We start from the raw sequence: 17,434 nt of genomic DNA, 5'->3' as shown, positions 1-17,434 counted from the left end.
AGCACCTCCTTCTCTTGCAGAATACCATGACCGAAAGATATTCCGCTTGACTGGGAATGCCTTTTTAACGGTGCTTTAATTTTTTCACCATAGAATTAGGGGTAGTAAATCACTGTACTTATGCAAGAGATTCTTATCCATGAACAGCTTTCCCCAGTACTTAATAATAGCGACCCAGTTATTATATAGGCTATATAAGTAATCAGTACTTCAAAATCGGCTATCCTTATTATACCATCTAGTGCGACGTTTTTCACTGCCTTTAAGATTTAGATGCTCTGTATTTATGGCAGTACTATAGTTTAGGCTTTTGCATATCGGATAAAGGAGGATGAAAAACAATATCCTCCAGAATAATTTCTACTTAATATTAAGGCTTGTAAGCCGTATTTTGGCTCACAAGCCTTGATGAAAAATTGCTATAGAAAACAACCTAAAGATGTTTTTTTAAACTGAACCGATTCATCTAAGCAAATATCGCCAGCTTGTTTCACCGACAATACCATCGATGGAAACCTCGCTGCTATTGCAGCTTCGTTGAAATGCTTTGACCGTACTTTCTGTTCCAGAGCCAAAAGCACCATCTACTGCTATGCTGTAGCCATATTTGTGCTTTAGCAGATACTGCACTGCCTTTACGGCATTGCCGGTTGAGCCCTTACGTACAGTTACTATCAGCTTTGGCCAAGTTTCAGAGTAGACGATCCCATCCACTGTAAGACCGTTATCCCTCTGAAAGCTTCTGACAGCACTTTCTGTCCCACTTCCGAATCTGCCATCCACTATGCTTATGGCATAGCCTCTGCTTAACAAAAGATATTGCAGAGCATATACCTCTAGCCCGTTGCTGCCATTTTCCAGCCTAGGCCATGATGGGGCTGCAGAGGCCGGAATGTAAAGAGCAGACATAATAAAAACAACCAGAACAAAAATTGAAAATAGTTTTTTGTGTTGCCTCATAATAATAAATACCTCCTGCGTTAATTTTTATAATGACTTAAAAAACTTTAAATATATTCAAAGCCATAAAATATTTTGATAGTAATACATGTAAAACTATTTAATGTAAATATATTACAACAAATACAAATAAATGTCAAGAGGTATATTTCTAAAGATTTTTAACGTAAGCTCTGAATAATAGAGAGGTAGGGACGCACCTGTTTATCGAAGCGTTTTTAATACATTAAAAATAGGATAGATTTAAAGCAGGATGAAGGTCGCTTCTTTTTCGCTGTGCACGGAGCAGGCACAGCCAGAAAACTGTGGAAAAAGCAGGAGCGTCCCCGAACATGTGCTATTTAATTCTTATAATATAAGGTATAATAAACAGGTGGGAAAATAATTAATAATATAGTGAAAAGGTGTGAATGGAATGTCATTTAAAAATCCAGACAGATTGAAGAAAAAGAAGAATATAGTTAAAAAAGTTACTTTTGCGCCTAAGATTTCTCCCAAGGCTATTAAGGAAAAGAAGTCAAAGGAGAAGCCATGATAAAATACAGCCAATTCAAGTATTGAGGAGATAAGCAATGGACGGAAATAAGCGGCAAAATGTAAAGCAAGGTATCCATGTTATGATTGTACAAAAGCATGATCAGCTTACCGGAAAGTTAACTGAAGGAACGGTAGAGAGTATTCTTACAAATTCTTCGACTCATCCGCATGGCATCAAAGTTCGCCTTGTTGACGGAACGGTAGGCCGTGTAAAACAAATACTTCCTTGAGACAAATAATTGTTGCTAAATGCAATAAATCTCCAAAGGCAATAAATCAATAAAAAGTACAAGCATTAAAGAAGGGATAAGATGATTGAATTAGGGAAAATCCAGAAGCTGCAAATAGTCAGAAAGACCCAGATTGGGGCTTATCTGAACTCAAAGAGTGATAAAAGCAGGGATGATATTTTACTGCCAAAAAGTGATGTACCACAGGATATTCAAGTCGGTGATGAAATAGAGGTATTTGTTTATAAGGACTCTGAAGACAGAATGATATGTACAGTGAAAAGACCAAAGCTTGTAATTGGCGAGCTGAATGTTTTACAAGTAGTGGAGACTACAAATATTGGTGCTTTTTTAGATTGGGGTTTGGAAAAAGACTTGTTTTTGCCTTTCAGGGAACAGGTGGGTAAGGTTATAGCGGGTGGTTCATATTTAGTTGCATTGTATATAGATAGTAGCAACAGATTATGTGCAACTATGAATATATATAATCTGTTAAGCACCGAATCGCCATATAAAGAAAATGATAGAGCCCACGGAACCGTCTATAGTATCAGTAAACAGCTCGGGGCTTTTGTAGCCGTAGACAACAAGTATCAGGGACTGATTCCAAATAAAGAGCTGTACGGCAATTATAAAGACGGTGACGGTGTGGAGGTAAGAATTAAAAAGGTAAGGCAGGATGGCAAGCTGGAATTGAGCTTGAGAGAAGAGGCATACAATGAAATAGAGAGCGATGCTCAAAAAATTATGGATAGGTTGAAATTGAGGAGTGGAGCTCTTTCTCTTAATGATAAAAGCTCTCCGGAAGATATTAAAGCTGAATTTAACATGAGTAAAGCTGCCTTTAAAAGAGCCGTTGGAAGACTGTTAAAAGAGGGAGCCATAAAAATAACAGATGATGGTATTAGAAGAATGTGGTAATAAAAAGAGGGGTGGGGACTCTGGCGTCCCCACCTCCCATTCACTGCTTGCTGCCCTTGGTAGTGGGTTGATTCCAGCAACAGGTTTGATGCTACATGTTCGCTACACTTTGACTGCGTACTATGTAGTTCCCCTGCTGGTCGGTAGCGGAAGGAAGAGCGCGTGGATCATAAGCGGAATAGCTCGACATTGGAGCTGATGATATATTCTCAAATTCGATGGGCAGGCCTGCCGAACTGAAAAAACTCGGCCCGTCCTGAAGCTGAAAGTGCAGGTGCGGTTCTGAACTATTGCCTGAATTGCCACAGCGGGCAATGACCTGCCCACGCTTAACAATGTCGCCGATTTTGGCACCGATGCTGCCGGGCTGCAAATGAGCCAAAAGGCTATATTCCCTTTGTGAATGACGAATCAGGATATGGTTCCCTCGTATATCACGGGCGGAGCAATCAGCCCGACCATTTCCCAATATGAGGCTGTCGGGATAGCCGCAAACGGCCTCAATAACCTCTCCGTCTGCTGGTGCCAAAACATCTTTTCCATAACAATAATAATCGGATGCTTTATTTCCGTCGCTTACGCAGCTTTTTCCGCTTTCATCAAGCATTAGAAAATCGTAGGCGTATCGCTGTGTCGGGATGTCCCATGAATGAGAGGATTTTTTATCCACACCACCGTTGACTACTGCCCAAGATTCTTTGAAAGGCAGAGAATACTTTACTTGGCAACGATAGTTATTTGCGTCTGGTATGAGAGAACCATAGCGTAAAGGAACAACCAGCATCCCCCATAGCTGCTTGAGCGACTGAAGGAACACAGGGAAATTATAAAATATTTCAACAAAGCCAAGCAGCCAGAAAAGCCACAGGAAGTCAAACAATCTGTACTCAAGGAAAAGGCCGGGTAAGCCCAAAAGCCCCAAATACTTGATTTTTCCGCATATTCTAATAAAACGCTTCATCATTTTTCCTCCTCATTAAATGTAAACAAATCCTCAACTGAACATGAGAAAACTTTTGCAATGTCCATAGCCAGCTTCAGAGATGGGTTATAGCGGCCCTTTTCTAAGTTGACGATAGTTTCCCGTCGCACACCGACAAGCGAGGCAAGTTCATCCTGAGTCATACTGTGTTTAGCTCGGTATTCGTGCATTTTCGTAACCAAGGCCATGTTTAGCATCCCCTCATTTCTTTTAGTTCCAGCACCACAAGAGCTATGGTAAAGAAGAATATTGAAACAACATAACCGGATACCAGAGCCACATTACTTGCTATAAGAGAAGGTAATAGTGCGCACAGTACGACCGCAATAGTTGTTACAACGACACCTGAAAAAAATCCAATGCTTGCCGCCCTCCTAACATTTTGTATAAACATCTCATCAGGCGTCACGAAGAAATAGCGAAAATAAGAAACAAAACCTAATAATCCCAGAAGGGCCTTTTTATCTATAATCAGCCCTATAATGCCCAGAAGCGCAAAAAGTGATAAAAATCCTAACTTATTTATTTTCATAGTAATCCCCCTGAACTCAAAGTGATATATTTCTAACATTGTGTTATAAATATATCACTAAGCGTACGTAATGTCAATAAAAACAGAAAACTGTGGAAAAAACAGGAGCGTCCCCACCTCTATATAATCAGTAATGACGAATGAAGCACGAAGTAGTATAATAATGGAAAGGAAATAGGTGACAAACAATATTTTTATTTGAGGAGGAATTTTGAAATGCAGCTTTCTCCCTATTATCAAAGCAAAGTAATGGATATGGTCAGCTCTTTCATATATGACACTATTAAAAGCAAGTATTACAAAAAGGATAAGAAGTATACATTATTCTATCCGCTTATAGGGAATTTATATGGTAAAAATCCGATTCTCATGGTTGTAGGAAGGGCTTGCAACGGATGGAAATATGGGTGGACTTGCGATGATATTGATGTTAGGAATATTGCAAAAAAGGTTATCAGTGACGCCAACGATGGATTGGAATGTCCGATGCAATGGTTGAAAGACAGATGGGACGGAACATATAAAGATGATTATAACATTCACAGGTCGGCATTCTGGCGAGTTTCAAAGGAAATCCTAAAAGGAGTCTCAGACTGCAATGATGATAATTGGGAAAGCTATCTAGCCTGGAGCAATCTGCTTAAAATATCTCCGTTTGAAGGCGGCAATCCTAATGCCAGTGAGTGGGACGCTCAAGTCAAGGAATGTATACTGCTGCTTAAGGCAGAGTTAGAAGAGCTTAAGCCTAAATATGTTTTGATGATGACGGATATAAGCTGGGCTGAGGCTTTTATTAAAGACCTGGGTGGGAATTCTGAGCCCATAAACGGTAACAGTATTGTTAGAAGTCTCTTGCTTTATGGTAAATCGAAGATTATTATAACAATAAGGCCAGAGGGAGTCGGAACTCAACAATTTGTCAATGAGGTATTAAAATACATTTAAATATACTTTTGGAACAGTGACTGCTTACCTTAAATGGAAGGTAGACGATGAAGATGAATTGTGGGTAACTTAATAACAAAAGTGAGGCCAAGAGAAGGTATTGAATGATTATACATACAACAAAGAAATTTTATGGAGGCTTATTTATGAAAAAGATTGTTCTATTTTTTATGTTTCTGATTTTTACATCAGTTTTTACCAATGTAGTCACCGCTGCTAATAAAATTACAGAAAAACCGGATTATAAAATTAGATGGGGGATGGGGACGGTCCTGTTTATTTCAACATTCCAAATTCATTAATTCAAATAGGATAGGGTTAAGGAGGGCTGAAGGTCGGCTTCCATTTAGCTGTTCACGGAGCAGGCAGAGCCGGAAAACTGTGAAAAAAGCAGGAGCGTCCCCACCTCTACCTTAAAAAACAACGATTATCTTGCCAAAAGCTTAAGCCATAATACCGCATAGCAAGTGGGCCTGTCCGGCCTTTTTACCTGAACTTAAAGGGACGCTGCATTGCTTGTTTTTTTGAGAACAAGAATGAAAAGGCTTGCACAGGAGAATACATGAAAACGATTGGTAGGGAACGCCCACCGTGGCGTTCCGCTCCCGTAACGTTGCCATTTTATTTTCACATTAAGTGTCTCGTACACCAGAAAGGAGTAAGCCTATGTCAAATGTCGAAGAAAAGCTTGCAAAGTCATTGACTGCAGGATATACTGAACTGATTCCACACCTGCCATATCTATTGCAGGATTTATGGGAACTTGGCTCATCACCAAAGGATATTATTGACATGTTCCAAAAGCATATTAAAGTATCAGAGACAACAAAGGTGCTTGATTTGGCTTGCGGAAAAGGGGCTGTCAGTATCCAAGTAGCCAAGGCTTTAGACTGTAAGATTAAGGGCATTGACATCATTCCTGAGTTTGTTGATTTTGCAAATAAAAAAGCTAAAGAATATGGTGTAGAGAACCTGTGTGAATTTAAGGCAGGAGATATCAATAAGGCGGTAAAGATTGAAAAGGACTACGATATTGTTATCCTTGGTGCTGTCGGAGATGTGCTGGGAAATCCGGAAGAGACAATACAATTACTAAAAAACACAGTGAAAAATGGCGGCTACATATTTATTAATGATGCTTATGGAAATAACGATTCTGATGAGAGATATCCGACAAGAGAAAAGTGGTTTTTATTTTTCCAAAAGGCAGGAGTGAAGCTGCTTGATGAAATATTTAATGAAGAAGCTGACCTGGAAAGCTTAAATAATGAGCAGCAGTCATTTATAGTAATGAGAGCAAATGAGATTAAAGAAAAATATCCAGATAAAGCATATCTCTTTGAAAGCTATATACAAAGCCAACAGGCTGAATGTGATGAACTGGAGAATGAAATATCAGGAGTTACGATGCTTTTACAGGTTATTTGACATTAAGGTGTTGTTATTTTTTTAAATATAAATGTTTCAATGGGGGCAAGGTGTTATGTTTGAAGAAATGAAAAAAACGATTATATCAAAAATATTGGAAGCACAAGATGAAAACGGCTGTTGGAATGTTTTAAAAGAAGGCGACAAATATTTTCCACAGTTGAATTATTATGTTCCAAATTACAAATCATCGCTCTGGACACTTGTTTTTTTAGCCGATATAAAAGCTGATCCTAAAGATAATAGGTTTATTAAACCTCTAAAAATTATCACCGAGCATTTTTTTGATAAGCAGGTAGGAATTTTTACAATAGGAAAAAGTCATTTTCCAATACCCTGCCTGAATGGGAACATGATTTATTTACATTCCTATTTTCAATCTGGAAAAGAGGAGCTTATTAATAAAGTCGTTGACTTTTTTGCACAGCATCAAAGGTTTGACGATGGCGATTTTGTGACACCCTCATCATTCCCTTATCGTTACAATCGAAGCTGTTACGGGAAACATACATGTTATTGGGGAGTCATTAAGCTACTTAAAGGATTATCCTTTATACCGGCAGATAAGCGTTCAGAGGAGGCACAAAATTTAGTAAATAAATGCATTGATTTTATCTTACTTCACGAAGTATGTTTCAGCTCCCATAATAAGTCGGAATTTATTAACACATATATTAAGAATTTGACATTTCCCAACATGTATCAGAGCGATTTCCTTGAAATATTGTGGCTTCTGAAAAGAGAACAGGTAAAGTCTGAACACATGCAAAGGGCTCTTAATTTGCTTGAAAGTAGGATGGGTCCGGGATCAACTTGGAAAATAGAACGACAAATAAAGGATTTAATAACACCTATTGGAAAAAAGAATTATGGGAATGAATTCATTACAAATAGAGCAAGAGAGGTAATGGAGTATTATAAAAATGAGAGGGAGTAGTTCCCCTCATTGTTCTGATTTGTAATCTTTTTTAATGAGCTTCTCCAGCTCAATTTGATTTTTCAGCCTGAGTTCTTCACACTTTACTAAGGCATCTGCTTTGATTTGTTCTCTTTTTAATAAATATTCCTTTAAAATTTTTAAGATACTGATGCAGAAAAGTAAGATTACAACGGCAAATGCAATTATGTCACCCATTATTCTACCTCCCCAATACTCGTGCAGAAAACTTCTGTTTTTCAACTTATATTACAAAATTTATAAATTCTTACAGCCAACAATTTTAACAAATATCAAAAATATTGACTATTTTCCCTAAAACCTTACAAAATCATTATATTCGATTTATTATTTCCTGTCAATTTGGTAAGTGCCAATGTTTGTGCTATTAAAGGAGACGCACCTGTTTATTGAAGCGTTTTCAGTTCATTAATTCAAATAGGATAGGTTTAAGGCAGGCTGAAGGTCAGCTTCAAAGCAACCTCTCCAGATCCTTATATTACAACATACTGCTACGTATTCCGAAATACTAAAATGGAAAATTTGGCAAGAAAATAAGCCTATATCAAGGCTCTCGGGAATTTGTTCTTTATTCAGCTGTCAAAAATCTGTTTTACATGGATTAAAAAAATTAATTATACTCAAAAAAACATTAATTCTATTTATTGACAGTAAGAATATTTTAATTTAAAATAGTATAATAAAGTAAATAAATGCAATGTTTTGTATCAGACACCGCAGGCTGACAGATGAAAGAGATGTTTTAGAAGTACTACTGAGGGGATTAATTTCTTTAATTAAAAACTTTTGACTACATAGCTTAATATATAGTTTGTGCATGTATATAAAGGTTTAAATTGTTGAAAGGAAAAGCTCACCCTTACTGTAATTGTTTTTGTAGAGGTAGGCTTTTTATTATGGCACAAAAACGACTAGTGTAAAATTCATAAAGATTCAGGGTGAAATAAAGGGCGGCCAGCTGAGAATGCTGGTATGCCTTAAGGCTTGCATTTAAAACAAAGTGATGAGAAGGTGATTTTATTAGTGGTGTTGATAAGGTAAAGGCGTTTTTGCAGGAATATGATGTAGCGCACGAAATTATACATGATGATAGTCCCATTCATTCAGTGAATGATGCAAAAGGTTTTTATGAGATTTCTCAAACTGCGCCTGTTCTTATTGTAAAAACCGAGAAGGGTTATTTTGCATTGATTATGTCGGGTGATCGCGGCCGTGTTGATTTTGAACTGATAAAAGAGGTTTTACAATGTGAAAAGGTTAAGCTTGCCAGCAGAAAAGAGGTTCTGGAAGTCACGGGAAGCGAAGTGGGCAGTGTTCCGCTAGTAGGACATCTGCTCCCGAGCGTTCTGGATACCCGGCTGCTGCTTCAGCGGTTTGTCTACGGCGGGGCTGGAGAAACAAACTTTACCCTTAAGATCGACCCCAGGGAAATTGAAAGGGTAAGCAATATAGTGGCTAAAATTGATTAATTAAAATACAAAGACAAAAAATTGCTCCGAAGAACGGGGCGGGAATGAGGGGTTATGATGAGGAAAATATTAGAGGTCTTTATGTCGGTTTGCCTGATAGCTGGAATGCTGATTTTATCTGCTTGCTCAACAGGTGTAAAGCAGATGTCATCGGATACTGGCAAGGATATGAAGAAAATAGGCATTGTGCAGATAGTAGAGCACCCCGCTCTCAATACCATAAGAGAAACGGTTATAAAGCGCTTGGAGGAAAAAGGCTATAAAGACGGTGTGAATATAACCATAGATTATCAGAATGCACAGAGCGACCAGACGAATTTGAAAACAATAAGCCAAAAATTTGTAGGTAGCAAATATGATCTGATCATAGCTATCGCAGCGCCGTCGGCACAGGCAGTGGCGGGTGAGACCAGCGAAATACCAATTGTTTTCTCTGCCTGCACCGATCCGATTTCTGCAGGGCTTGTGGAGGACTTAAACAAGCCGGGCAAAAATGTGACAGGCACATCTGATGTTATATCTGTAGCGAAAAATATGGAGCTTGCAAAACGGATTACTCCGCAGATGAAAACCGTCGGTTTTCTATATAATTCCAGCGAAACCAGCTCGCAGCTCGTAATTAAGGAATTGAAAGCATATGCAAAGGACAACGGGATCAATGTGGTAGAAGCTACTGTTACAAGCACATCCGAGGTTCAGCAGGCGGCTCAGTCATTGGTGGACAAAGCTGATGCCATATTCTCGACTACAGACAATACCATTGCTTCGTCAATGCCTGTGGTTTCTCAGGTTGCAGTCAAAGCAAAGAAGCCTCTCTATGTTGGAGCCGATTCCATGGTAAAGGACGGCGGGCTTGCCGGCTGTGGAGTCAACTATATAGTGCTCGGACAGGAAACTGCAGACATGGTGGTAGATATCTTTAACGGTAAAAGACCGGGAGACATGCCTGTAAGGGTAATGAAGGAAATGAATACCTATATCAACAAAGACATCGCAAGTGCAATAGGAGTAACAATACCGGAAGATGTTCTGAAGGAAGCAGCTCAAATATTCGGGAAGTAGTATAAAGGGAAATTAAAATGACGGCCTTTATGTTTTACGGGACCCTTGAATTGGGTGTTACATATGCGATATTGGCATTAGGACTATACATATCGTTTAGAGTTCTTGATATGCCTGACCTTACTGTGGATGGAAGTTTTGTGACAGGGGCCGCTGTTTCAGCGATACTGTGCCTGAACAACCACCCCTTTTGGGCGTTGCCCGCATCGTTCATTGCGGGGTGCTTCACAGGTACAATAACCTCTTTGCTTCATACAAAGCTCAAGATTCAGATGCTTCTGGCCGGAATCCTCTCAATGCTGGCTCTGTACTCGATTAACTTAAAGATAATGGGCGGTAAGCCAAACCTGTCTCTTCTTAACAAGGACACAATGTTTACAGTGTTTGAAAACGCTGTGATGAAAGATTATGCAAAAATCATAATAATTTCAGGGGTAGTGGTATTCTGCCTTGTGGCATTGTTTTTGTTCCTTAATACCAAGCTCGGCTTTGCAATAAGAGCTACGGGCAATAATGAGTATATGGCCAGAGCGCAGGGGGTCAACACCGATTTCACCAAGCTAATAGGTCTGGCGATTTCAAATGCGCTTGTGGCTATGTCAGGTGCAATACTGGCACAGTACCAGTCATTCACCGATATCGGGATGGGAGTCGGCATGATAGTCATCGGACTAGCGTCTATAATGATGGGTGAAGTGCTGTTTGGGGTTAAATCCGTTCTCCGCATGCTGATAGCTGTGGCGCTCGGCTCGGTAATCTATAGGTTTATCATTGCCTTTGCGCTTCAACTGGGCATGCCTCCGACAGACCTTAAACTAGCTTCAGCTGCTATAGTTGCTATAGCATTATCAATACCAACGCTCAATGAAAATTTCGCTAAACTCAAAAGCAGGTTAACGGTTGTAAACGTGAAAAGGAGAAGTAGGACTGATGCTGAGGATTGAATCGGTAAGCAAGATATTCTCTAAAGGCGGTATAAATGAAAGATTGGCGCTCGATGATGTCAGTGTCACGCTTGATGAAGGTGAATTTGTAACCGTCATAGGCGGAAATGGAGCGGGAAAATCCACCCTCTTAAACTGCATTTCAGGCATGTATGATATAGAAAAGGGAAGGATTTTGCTGGACTCCATTGATATCTCCTTTATGCCGGAATACAAGCGCTCAAGCTATATCGGCAGAGTGTTTCAGGACCCACTCAAGGGTACGGCCTTCAATATGAACATTGAGGAAAATCTGGCGATAGCATATGCAAAAGGGAAACCGAGAGGGTTTGGAGCAGGGCTAAAAAAGAGCGATATCCGGTATTTCAGAGAACGATTGTTCCATCTGGGACTGGGGCTGGAAGACCGGATGAAGCACAGGGTAGGCTTGCTCTCGGGAGGGCAGCGCCAGGCGCTGACGCTTCTGATGGCAACCATAGTCAAACCGAAGCTGCTTCTTTTGGACGAGCATACTGCAGCGCTTGACCCGTCAACCGCAAAGAAGGTTTTGCAAATTACCCGTGAAATTATTGAGAAGGAAAACCTGTGTACCATAATGATAACTCACAATATGAAGGATGCACTGGAATTTGGTGTCAGGACAATAATGATGCATGAAGGAAGGATCATTATTGACCTTAAAGGCAAAGAAAGGGAAGAGATGACTGTGGAAAAGCTGGTCAAGCAGTTCAGCATAAACAGCGGCACAAACCTTTACAGTGACAGGATGCTGCTGAGTTAGACCTGTATATGGCAAACAGGGCCTTCTTTGATTTGAGGAATCAGGGCGGGTCTTCAAAAAAAGATGGTGGAGAAGTGTCCCCGATTTTTTTTGTAAATATCGATAATTAAATGGTTAATCATTCCATTTATATTAAAGAATATTCACTCCCAAAAAATCAGCCGTTCTCGTTTTTCAGGACGGAGGCCACTCTGTAGCCGTGGCCTTCCAGAGCCTTCAGCATTTCGTCAACGTTCAGCGTGTTTACCCTTATGACAACCTCCCGTATTCCGCCCTCTCCACCGTAAATAGCAATGTGTGTTATATTTACCCCGAATTCCTTTATGACCTGTGTAACCTTAGCCAGTATCCCCGGAGCGTCCTCAACCTCCAGGGATATCCTCGTTCCTGTATCCCTAAGGCCCATCATCTCTATGAACGCATCAAAAATATCCGTCTCGGTTATGATGCCTACAAGCTCCTGCCCCTCCATTACAGGAAGTGAGCTTATGGTATTTTCCCGCATGATTCTGGCCGCTTCCTCCAGAAGCGTGTCGGGATCTACAGTAATTACGTCCTTTGTCATAACTGATGAAACCTTTGTCTTTGAAAGCAGATAATTCATTTCAAATATGCTCAGAGTAGTTGCCTTTGAAGGGGAAACCTCAAGCATCTCGCGCTCGGTAACTATTCCGGCAAGCCTTCCTGCTTTGATTACAGGCAACCGCCTTACCTTGTTCCTGCGCATAAGCTCCAGAGCCTCGGCTATGGTGCTGTCAGGAGAAACAGTGTACGGATTGGAAGTCATTCTGTTTTTTACATACATAAGATCAGCCCCCCAGATATGCTTTTTTTATTTCCTCACTTTGCGCAAGCTCCTTGCCTGTACCCTCCAGTACTATGGACCCGGTTTCTATGACATAGGCCCTGTGAGCGATGGAAAGTGCCATATTCGCATTTTGTTCTACCAGGAGTATGGTAGTACCCTGCTCGTTAATTTGCCGGATAATGGAGAATATCTCCTTTACGAGCAGCGGCGCAAGCCCCATGGATGGCTCATCCATAAGCAGCAGCTTCGGTCTTGACATCAGAGCTCTTCCTATGGCAAGCATCTGCTGCTCTCCTCCGCTTAATGTACCCGCATTTTGCCTGCTCCTTTTCTGGAGTATGGGAAAGCTGGCATAAACTCTGTCAAGATCGTCCTTTATGCCTTTCTTGTCCTTTCTTAAGTATGCCCCCAGCTCCAGGTTTTCAAAGACTGTCATTTCAGGGAAAACGCGCCTTCCCTCCGGAACATGGGACAGTCCTTTTTTTACTATATCCTTTGCGCTTGTGCCTTTTATCCTCTCTCCATTAAAATCAACCCTGCCATTTGCAGGCTTTATAAGTCCCGATATTGTCCTTAAGGTAGTGGTTTTACCTGCTCCGTTCGCCCCAATAAGGGTCACAATCTCGCCCTGACTGACAGTCAGGGAAATATCCTTAAGTGCATGAATAACGCCATAATAAACATCTATATTCTTTATCTCAAGCATCCAGAACCTCCTCACCCAGGTAAGCCTCAATAACCCTCTTATTGATCTTTATCTCCTCCGGCTTTCCCTCCGCTATTACAGTACCGTAATCGAGAACATACAGTCTCTCGCATATTTTCATAACAAGGGACATATCATGCTCAATCAAAAGAATAGTTAAGTCAAACTCCTTCCTTATCCACTGTATAAGGTCGGTAAGCTCAGCTGTTTCATTGGGATTCATACCCGCCGCCGGTTCATCCAGAAGCAAAATTGACGGGTTGGTAGCAAGCGCCCTTGCGATTTCCAGCCTTCTCTGCTCTCCATATGGCAGGTTCTTGGCAAGCTCAGCCTTCTTGGAGTTGAGATTGAATATTTCCAGAAGCCTTTCGGCCTTTTGGACAGTTTCCATCTCTTCCCTGAAGAAGGATGGCAGCCTCAAAAATGTAGTCATCAACCCATACCTTATATTGCTGTGCATTGCAATACGCACATTGTCCAGCACTGTCAAATCCTTAAAAAGCCTTATATTCTGAAATGTTCTTGCCATCCCCAGCCTGGTTATGGCATAGGGCTTAAGGCCATTCAGCTTTTTTACACCTTTTGCTGTGCTGAATTCAACGCTCCCCGAGCTTGGGACATACACTCCTGTAAGGAGGTTGAAAACAGTGGTTTTCCCCGCACCGTTAGGTCCTATAAGACCTACAAGCTCTCCCTTGTTGAGAACGATATTTGCATTGGATACGGCCATCAGCCCTCCAAAAGATTTTGTAAGGTTTTTTACAGAAAGTATCTCCATTTTGTCACCCCTCATCCTTCACTTTAGCCGACTTCTTCCATGGTAATGAAAGATTACCGGGAAATCCTCCAAGGCTGAATTCCTTGCTGCCCATCAGCCCCTTGGGCCTGAAAATCATAATTATCACCAGAAGCAGTGAATATATTACCATCCTGAGTTCAGGAAAAGACTGAAGGTAGGTTGAGATGATAGCCAGCAGTATGGCGGCAAGTATTGAGCCCGTAAGGCTTCCCATTCCTCCGAGAACTACTATTACAAGTATGTCTATCGATTTAAGGAAACCGAAAAGGTCAGGCTTGATAAAATAGAAATAAGAGGAATACAGAGCTCCGGCGATACCTGCGAAAAACGCGCCTATTACAAAAGCCAGCACCTTATATTTTGTAGTATTCACTCCCATAGCCTCCGAGGCAATTTCATCCTCTCTTATCGATATACATGCCCGTCCATGGGATGAATTTATGAAGTTCCTTGTTACAAGCACGGTTCCTGCCGAAAATACAAACAGCCACAGCCAGTTTGTGTATTGAGGTATTCCGCTCAGTCCGGCAGCGCCCCCGGTAAAATCAAGGTTAAGCATCATTATTCTTATTATTTCAGCCATACCCAATGTGGCGATGGCAAGGTAGTCTCCCTTCAGCCTGAGGGTAGGCATTCCTATTATAAAGCCTACAACAGCCGCAAGCCCGGCACCCCCAAGAATTCCTACATAGAAGGAATATTCTCCTGTCATGTTTATTGTAATGAGTGCGGAGGTATATGCACCGATGGACATAAAGCCCGCATGTCCAAGAGAAAACTGTCCCGTAAAGCCTGTAATGAGGTTCAGTCCTACAGCCAGTATTATATTTATGCAAATCATAGCAAGTGTAACCTGATAATAATCACTTAGTATATTTGTGGAAATCAGGAGCTGTATTATCCCGTAAATAGCAACTATACCAACAACAGTTTTTATATTTTTAGGAGTCAATAAATTCTTCATCCGCTTCACCTATACTTTCTCACGGGTGTTCTTACCCAAAAGCCCTGAAGGCTTCACAATAAGTATAAGTATGAGTATTGCAAACGCAACCGCATCCTTATATAAAGAACTCCCGTAGCCGCTGACCAGTGTTTCTATTATGCCTATTGAGAAGCCTCCTATCAATGCGCCGGGAATAATTCCTATGCCCCCGAAAACAGCGGCAACAAATGCCTTAAGCCCCGGTATTATACCCATTAAAGGATTTATTGTGTTGTAATAGATTCCCACAAGTATTCCGGCAGCACCTGCAAGTGCGGAGCCTATCGCAAAGGTAAATGAAATAACACTGTTTACATTGATGCCCATAAGCTGTGCCGCATCCTGATCCATGGAAACGGCCCTCATAGCTTTTCCCATTTTTGTTCTGCGGACTATATACTGAAGCAAGATCATCAAAACTATTGTAACCGCAAAGAGGCATATCTGCTTGAAGCTCAGCCTGACACCACCAAAGAGAGTATAGCTCTTGTCTGGCAGCACCGCAGGGTATGTCCTGACATCGGGCTTGGCCACAAACATAGTGCTGTACTCAAGGAAAAGGGAGACCCCTATTGCAGTTATCAGGGCTGCAATCCTGGTTGCATTTCTGAGAGGCTTGTAAGCGATTTTTTCAATAATAAAGCCCAATAATGCACAAACCGCCATGGCAATAATCAGTGCGGGGACAAAGCCCAGACTCAGGTAAGTTATACACACGAAGCCCACATAGGCGCCAATCATATATATGTCACCGTGGGCAAAGTTAATAAGCTTTATAATACCGTAAACCATTGTGTAACCAAGCGCGATCAACGCGTATATGCTGCCCAAGGAAAGGCCGTTTATGATTTGCTGTAAAAACTGTTCCAATTTCTCTACACTCCCCCTAATGGTGCTTTTAAAAAATTGATTTCTCCCCACATATAGATAGCATAATACAAAAATATATAATGCTGCAGGATTTTACGTATACACAGCACAAGTGAGAGGAGAAGCTCCTCTCACTTAATTATATATGCTATTAATTATTATGTCTATTTCCAAATTTTACATTAGAAGCTTGCTGTGTTAAAAAGCACTACGGCTGAACCTTAACCGCCCCTGCCTGCTCTCCGTTCTTCAGCTCTATAACAACAGCGGTTTTTACGGGGTTATGGTTCTTGTCTATGCTGAACTGGCCGGTAACTCCCTTAAAATCGGTAGTAGCATCCAGAGCCTGCTTTACCTTGACAGAGTCTGCAGAATCAGCTCTCTTTATAGCATCGGCTATGAATTTCCCCAGGTCATACCCCAGAGCGTTAAAAGCGTCGGGGCTCTTTTTGTATTTAGCCTTGAAATCCTCTATGAATTTTGTAATTTCAGGAGACTGGTCAAGCGATGAATAATGGTTTGAGAAATAAACGTTATTCAGCTTATCCTTGCCGGCAAGCTCGGCAAGCTTGGGAGAATCAAAGCCGTCTCCTCCCAGTACCGGCTTATCTATTCCAAGATCCTTAGCCTGCTTTATGATAAGTCCTGCTTCATTATAGTACCCTGAAATCAACAGGATATCAAACTGCTTATTCTTTATCTTGGTGAGAATGGCACTGAAATCGGTATCATCCTTTACAAAGGCTTCTTCCTCGACAATTGTGCCTCCGCTTGCTTTGAACGTATCTGTAAAGTTCTTTGCAAGGCCTATACCGTAATCGCTTGAGTTATCCTTTATTATGACCGCGCTCTTGGCCTTAAGATTATTTGATGCAAAATTGGCCATAACGGTACCCTGGAAGGAATCGTTGAAGCAAATCCTGTAGGCATACTCCTTAACTCCCTTTGCATCCACTGTAACATCGTCCGCCGTGGCAGAAGCAGATATTATGGGTACATTGTTTTTATTTCCTACAGGTATTGTAGCTTTCGTAGCCCCCGTAGTCGCAGGCCCAAGAATAGCCGTTACCTTATCCTTTGTGGCAAATCTGGTAGCTACACTTGTTGCCTCCGCAGGCTCACTTTTGTTATCAGCCTTCACAACCTCGATTTTTTTGCCAAGCACTCCTCCTGCAGCATTAACCTCATCAATCGCCATCATAATACCGTCAACGGTTCCCTGTCCATAGGTTGCTGAACCACCTGAAAGCTCATAATTCAATCCGATCCTGACTACGTCCTGTGACGCAGCGGGCTGTCCGCAAGCAGTAAGCACTGAGGCAATTATTACCGCCGCTAAAAAAATATTCAAGAATTTTTTACCCTTTGACATTTTGCCAACCTCCAACTTATTCGATTTTTTTTAACACCTTGTGCCGTAAAGTGATATAAGTACTTTTATTATTTTCTTTTATTAAATTATTTATATACTCTGAACAGAGTATATAAATAATTTAATAAACAATATATAATTTCTT

The 17,434-nt window shown here is 41.0% G+C and carries 20 protein-coding genes; 9 read left to right on the top strand and 11 right to left on the bottom strand.

Translation table 11 applies throughout. The features are described from left to right. Positions 1–462 precede the first annotated feature (462 nt). Positions 463–960, bottom strand: coding sequence for a peptidoglycan-binding domain-containing protein (locus DFR58_RS08730; RefSeq protein ID WP_114297447.1), 498 nt, complete (start codon positions 958–960; stop codon positions 463–465). Positions 961–1,532: 572 nt separating this feature from the next. On the opposite strand from DFR58_RS08730, the gene DFR58_RS08725 reads away from it, so the two are divergent. Together DFR58_RS08725 and DFR58_RS08720 are read left to right on the top strand one after the other, a co-directional pair. Then, positions 1,533–1,727, top strand: coding sequence for a YwbE family protein (locus tag DFR58_RS08725; protein WP_114297446.1), 195 nt, complete (start codon positions 1,533–1,535; stop codon positions 1,725–1,727). 81 nt (positions 1,728–1,808) lie between these two features. Next, the gene (locus DFR58_RS08720) at positions 1,809–2,648 is read left to right on the top strand and encodes a CvfB family protein (protein ID WP_114297445.1); all 840 of its coding nucleotides are present in this window, start codon (positions 1,809–1,811) and stop codon (positions 2,646–2,648) included. A 91-nt stretch (positions 2,649–2,739) separates the two neighbouring features. Here the strand turns inward: DFR58_RS08720 and DFR58_RS08715 are convergent, their stop codons facing one another. The 3 genes from DFR58_RS08715 to DFR58_RS08705 are packed head-to-tail and all read right to left on the bottom strand — an operon-like array spanning position 2,740 to position 4,162. Then, positions 2,740–3,612, bottom strand: coding sequence for a M23 family metallopeptidase (locus DFR58_RS08715; protein ID WP_242987482.1), 873 nt, complete (start codon positions 3,610–3,612; stop codon positions 2,740–2,742). After that, positions 3,609–3,818, bottom strand: a complete 210-nt coding sequence (locus DFR58_RS08710) for a helix-turn-helix transcriptional regulator (RefSeq protein ID WP_114297443.1) — start codon at positions 3,816–3,818, stop codon at positions 3,609–3,611. Before DFR58_RS08710 ends, DFR58_RS08715 begins: the two co-directional genes overlap by 4 nt. 2 nt (positions 3,819–3,820) lie before the next feature. After that, positions 3,821–4,162 (bottom strand): DUF3796 domain-containing protein, encoded by a 342-nt coding sequence (locus DFR58_RS08705; RefSeq protein ID WP_170138093.1) that lies wholly within the window; start codon positions 4,160–4,162, stop codon positions 3,821–3,823. A gap of 249 nt (positions 4,163–4,411) precedes the next feature. Here DFR58_RS08705 and DFR58_RS08700 point away from each other — a divergent pair, with 249 nt between their 5' ends. From DFR58_RS08700 to DFR58_RS08685, 3 genes are all read left to right on the top strand, one after another. Further along, entirely contained in the window at positions 4,412–5,107 is a 696-nt protein-coding gene (locus DFR58_RS08700) for a hypothetical protein (RefSeq protein ID WP_207659178.1), read from the top strand. Between the two features lie 699 nt (positions 5,108–5,806). After that, a complete protein-coding gene (locus DFR58_RS08690; RefSeq protein WP_242987480.1) occupies positions 5,807–6,535 on the top strand; it encodes a class I SAM-dependent methyltransferase in 729 nt (242 codons plus the stop codon). A gap of 55 nt (positions 6,536–6,590) precedes the next feature. Further along, positions 6,591–7,472 carry a hypothetical protein gene (locus DFR58_RS08685; RefSeq protein WP_114297438.1) on the top strand — a complete coding sequence of 294 codons (882 nt, stop codon included), beginning with the start codon at positions 6,591–6,593 and terminating at the stop codon, positions 7,470–7,472. A gap of 6 nt (positions 7,473–7,478) precedes the next feature. Here DFR58_RS08685 and DFR58_RS08680 read toward each other — a convergent pair whose 3' ends face one another. Next, positions 7,479–7,670, bottom strand: coding sequence for a hypothetical protein (locus DFR58_RS08680; RefSeq protein ID WP_114297437.1), 192 nt, complete (start codon positions 7,668–7,670; stop codon positions 7,479–7,481). Between the two features lie 872 nt (positions 7,671–8,542). On the opposite strand from DFR58_RS08680, the gene DFR58_RS08675 reads away from it, so the two are divergent. Genes DFR58_RS08675 through DFR58_RS08660 form a run of 4 tightly spaced genes read left to right on the top strand, consistent with a single transcriptional unit; the run spans position 8,543 to position 11,749 of the window. After that, the gene (locus tag DFR58_RS08675; RefSeq protein ID WP_170138092.1) at positions 8,543–8,962 is read left to right on the top strand and encodes an aminoacyl-tRNA deacylase; all 420 of its coding nucleotides are present in this window, start codon (positions 8,543–8,545) and stop codon (positions 8,960–8,962) included. Positions 8,963–9,019: 57 nt separating this feature from the next. Then, a complete protein-coding gene (locus DFR58_RS08670; RefSeq protein ID WP_114297434.1) occupies positions 9,020–10,024 on the top strand; it encodes an ABC transporter substrate-binding protein in 1,005 nt (334 codons plus the stop codon). 17 nt (positions 10,025–10,041) lie between these two features. Continuing rightward, entirely contained in the window at positions 10,042–10,968 is a 927-nt protein-coding gene (locus DFR58_RS08665; protein WP_114297433.1) for an ABC transporter permease, read from the top strand. Next, complete coding sequence (locus DFR58_RS08660; protein WP_114297432.1) at positions 10,955–11,749, top strand: ABC transporter ATP-binding protein; 795 nt, start codon at positions 10,955–10,957, stop codon at positions 11,747–11,749. Before DFR58_RS08665 ends, DFR58_RS08660 begins: the two co-directional genes overlap by 14 nt. Before the next feature lie 157 nt (positions 11,750–11,906). On the opposite strand, the gene DFR58_RS08655 is transcribed toward DFR58_RS08660, so the two are convergent. From DFR58_RS08655 to DFR58_RS08630, 6 genes are all read right to left on the bottom strand, one after another. Then, a complete protein-coding gene (locus DFR58_RS08655; protein WP_114297431.1) occupies positions 11,907–12,554 on the bottom strand; it encodes a CBS and ACT domain-containing protein in 648 nt (215 codons plus the stop codon). 4 nt (positions 12,555–12,558) lie between these two features. After that, on the bottom strand, positions 12,559–13,263 hold the full coding sequence (locus DFR58_RS08650) for an ABC transporter ATP-binding protein (RefSeq protein ID WP_114297430.1): 705 nt from the start codon (positions 13,261–13,263) through the stop codon (positions 12,559–12,561). Next, positions 13,256–14,041, bottom strand: coding sequence for an ABC transporter ATP-binding protein (locus DFR58_RS08645; RefSeq protein WP_114297428.1), 786 nt, complete (start codon positions 14,039–14,041; stop codon positions 13,256–13,258). The genes DFR58_RS08650 and DFR58_RS08645 overlap by 8 nt, the downstream gene beginning before the upstream one ends. Before the next feature lie 4 nt (positions 14,042–14,045). Further along, positions 14,046–15,026 carry a branched-chain amino acid ABC transporter permease gene (locus tag DFR58_RS08640; protein WP_114297427.1) on the bottom strand — a complete coding sequence of 327 codons (981 nt, stop codon included), beginning with the start codon at positions 15,024–15,026 and terminating at the stop codon, positions 14,046–14,048. Between the two features lie 9 nt (positions 15,027–15,035). Further along, entirely contained in the window at positions 15,036–15,917 is an 882-nt protein-coding gene (locus DFR58_RS08635; RefSeq protein ID WP_114297426.1) for a branched-chain amino acid ABC transporter permease, read from the bottom strand. A gap of 208 nt (positions 15,918–16,125) precedes the next feature. After that, entirely contained in the window at positions 16,126–17,289 is a 1,164-nt protein-coding gene (locus DFR58_RS08630) for an ABC transporter substrate-binding protein (protein WP_114297425.1), read from the bottom strand. Between the last annotated feature and the right edge of the window lie 145 nt (positions 17,290–17,434).

Origin of the sequence: Anaerobacterium chartisolvens, assembly GCF_003337415.1 — a bacterium.
Taxonomy (GTDB): Bacteria; Bacillota; Clostridia; order Acetivibrionales; family DSM-27016; genus Anaerobacterium; species Anaerobacterium chartisolvens.
This window is presented reverse-complemented; position numbering and strand designations above follow the sequence as displayed.

What these genes read in the sequence shown, in the direction of transcription:
- DFR58_RS08715 (WP_242987482.1), bottom strand. Translation starts at nt 3,612, where the DNA reads ATGATGAAGCGTTTTATTAGAATATGCGGAAAAATCAAGTATTTGGGG.
- DFR58_RS08685 (WP_114297438.1), top strand. Translation starts at nt 6,591, where the DNA reads ATGTTTGAAGAAATGAAAAAAACGATTATATCAAAAATATTGGAAGCA.
- DFR58_RS08660 (WP_114297432.1), top strand. Translation starts at nt 10,955, where the DNA reads ATGCTGAGGATTGAATCGGTAAGCAAGATATTCTCTAAAGGCGGTATA.
- DFR58_RS08670 (WP_114297434.1), top strand. Translation starts at nt 9,020, where the DNA reads ATGAGGAAAATATTAGAGGTCTTTATGTCGGTTTGCCTGATAGCTGGA.
- DFR58_RS08645 (WP_114297428.1), bottom strand. Translation starts at nt 14,041, where the DNA reads ATGGAGATACTTTCTGTAAAAAACCTTACAAAATCTTTTGGAGGGCTG.
- DFR58_RS08655 (WP_114297431.1), bottom strand. Translation starts at nt 12,554, where the DNA reads ATGTATGTAAAAAACAGAATGACTTCCAATCCGTACACTGTTTCTCCT.
- DFR58_RS08720 (WP_114297445.1), top strand. Translation starts at nt 1,809, where the DNA reads ATGATTGAATTAGGGAAAATCCAGAAGCTGCAAATAGTCAGAAAGACC.
- DFR58_RS08640 (WP_114297427.1), bottom strand. Translation starts at nt 15,026, where the DNA reads ATGAAGAATTTATTGACTCCTAAAAATATAAAAACTGTTGTTGGTATA.
- DFR58_RS08630 (WP_114297425.1), bottom strand. Translation starts at nt 17,289, where the DNA reads ATGTCAAAGGGTAAAAAATTCTTGAATATTTTTTTAGCGGCGGTAATA.
- DFR58_RS08650 (WP_114297430.1), bottom strand. Translation starts at nt 13,263, where the DNA reads ATGCTTGAGATAAAGAATATAGATGTTTATTATGGCGTTATTCATGCA.
- DFR58_RS08725 (WP_114297446.1), top strand. Translation starts at nt 1,533, where the DNA reads ATGGACGGAAATAAGCGGCAAAATGTAAAGCAAGGTATCCATGTTATG.
- DFR58_RS08730 (WP_114297447.1), bottom strand. Translation starts at nt 960, where the DNA reads ATGAGGCAACACAAAAAACTATTTTCAATTTTTGTTCTGGTTGTTTTT.
- DFR58_RS08700 (WP_207659178.1), top strand. Translation starts at nt 4,412, where the DNA reads ATGGATATGGTCAGCTCTTTCATATATGACACTATTAAAAGCAAGTAT.
- DFR58_RS08665 (WP_114297433.1), top strand. Translation starts at nt 10,042, where the DNA reads ATGACGGCCTTTATGTTTTACGGGACCCTTGAATTGGGTGTTACATAT.
- DFR58_RS08680 (WP_114297437.1), bottom strand. Translation starts at nt 7,670, where the DNA reads ATGGGTGACATAATTGCATTTGCCGTTGTAATCTTACTTTTCTGCATC.
- DFR58_RS08710 (WP_114297443.1), bottom strand. Translation starts at nt 3,818, where the DNA reads ATGGCCTTGGTTACGAAAATGCACGAATACCGAGCTAAACACAGTATG.
- DFR58_RS08705 (WP_170138093.1), bottom strand. Translation starts at nt 4,162, where the DNA reads ATGAAAATAAATAAGTTAGGATTTTTATCACTTTTTGCGCTTCTGGGC.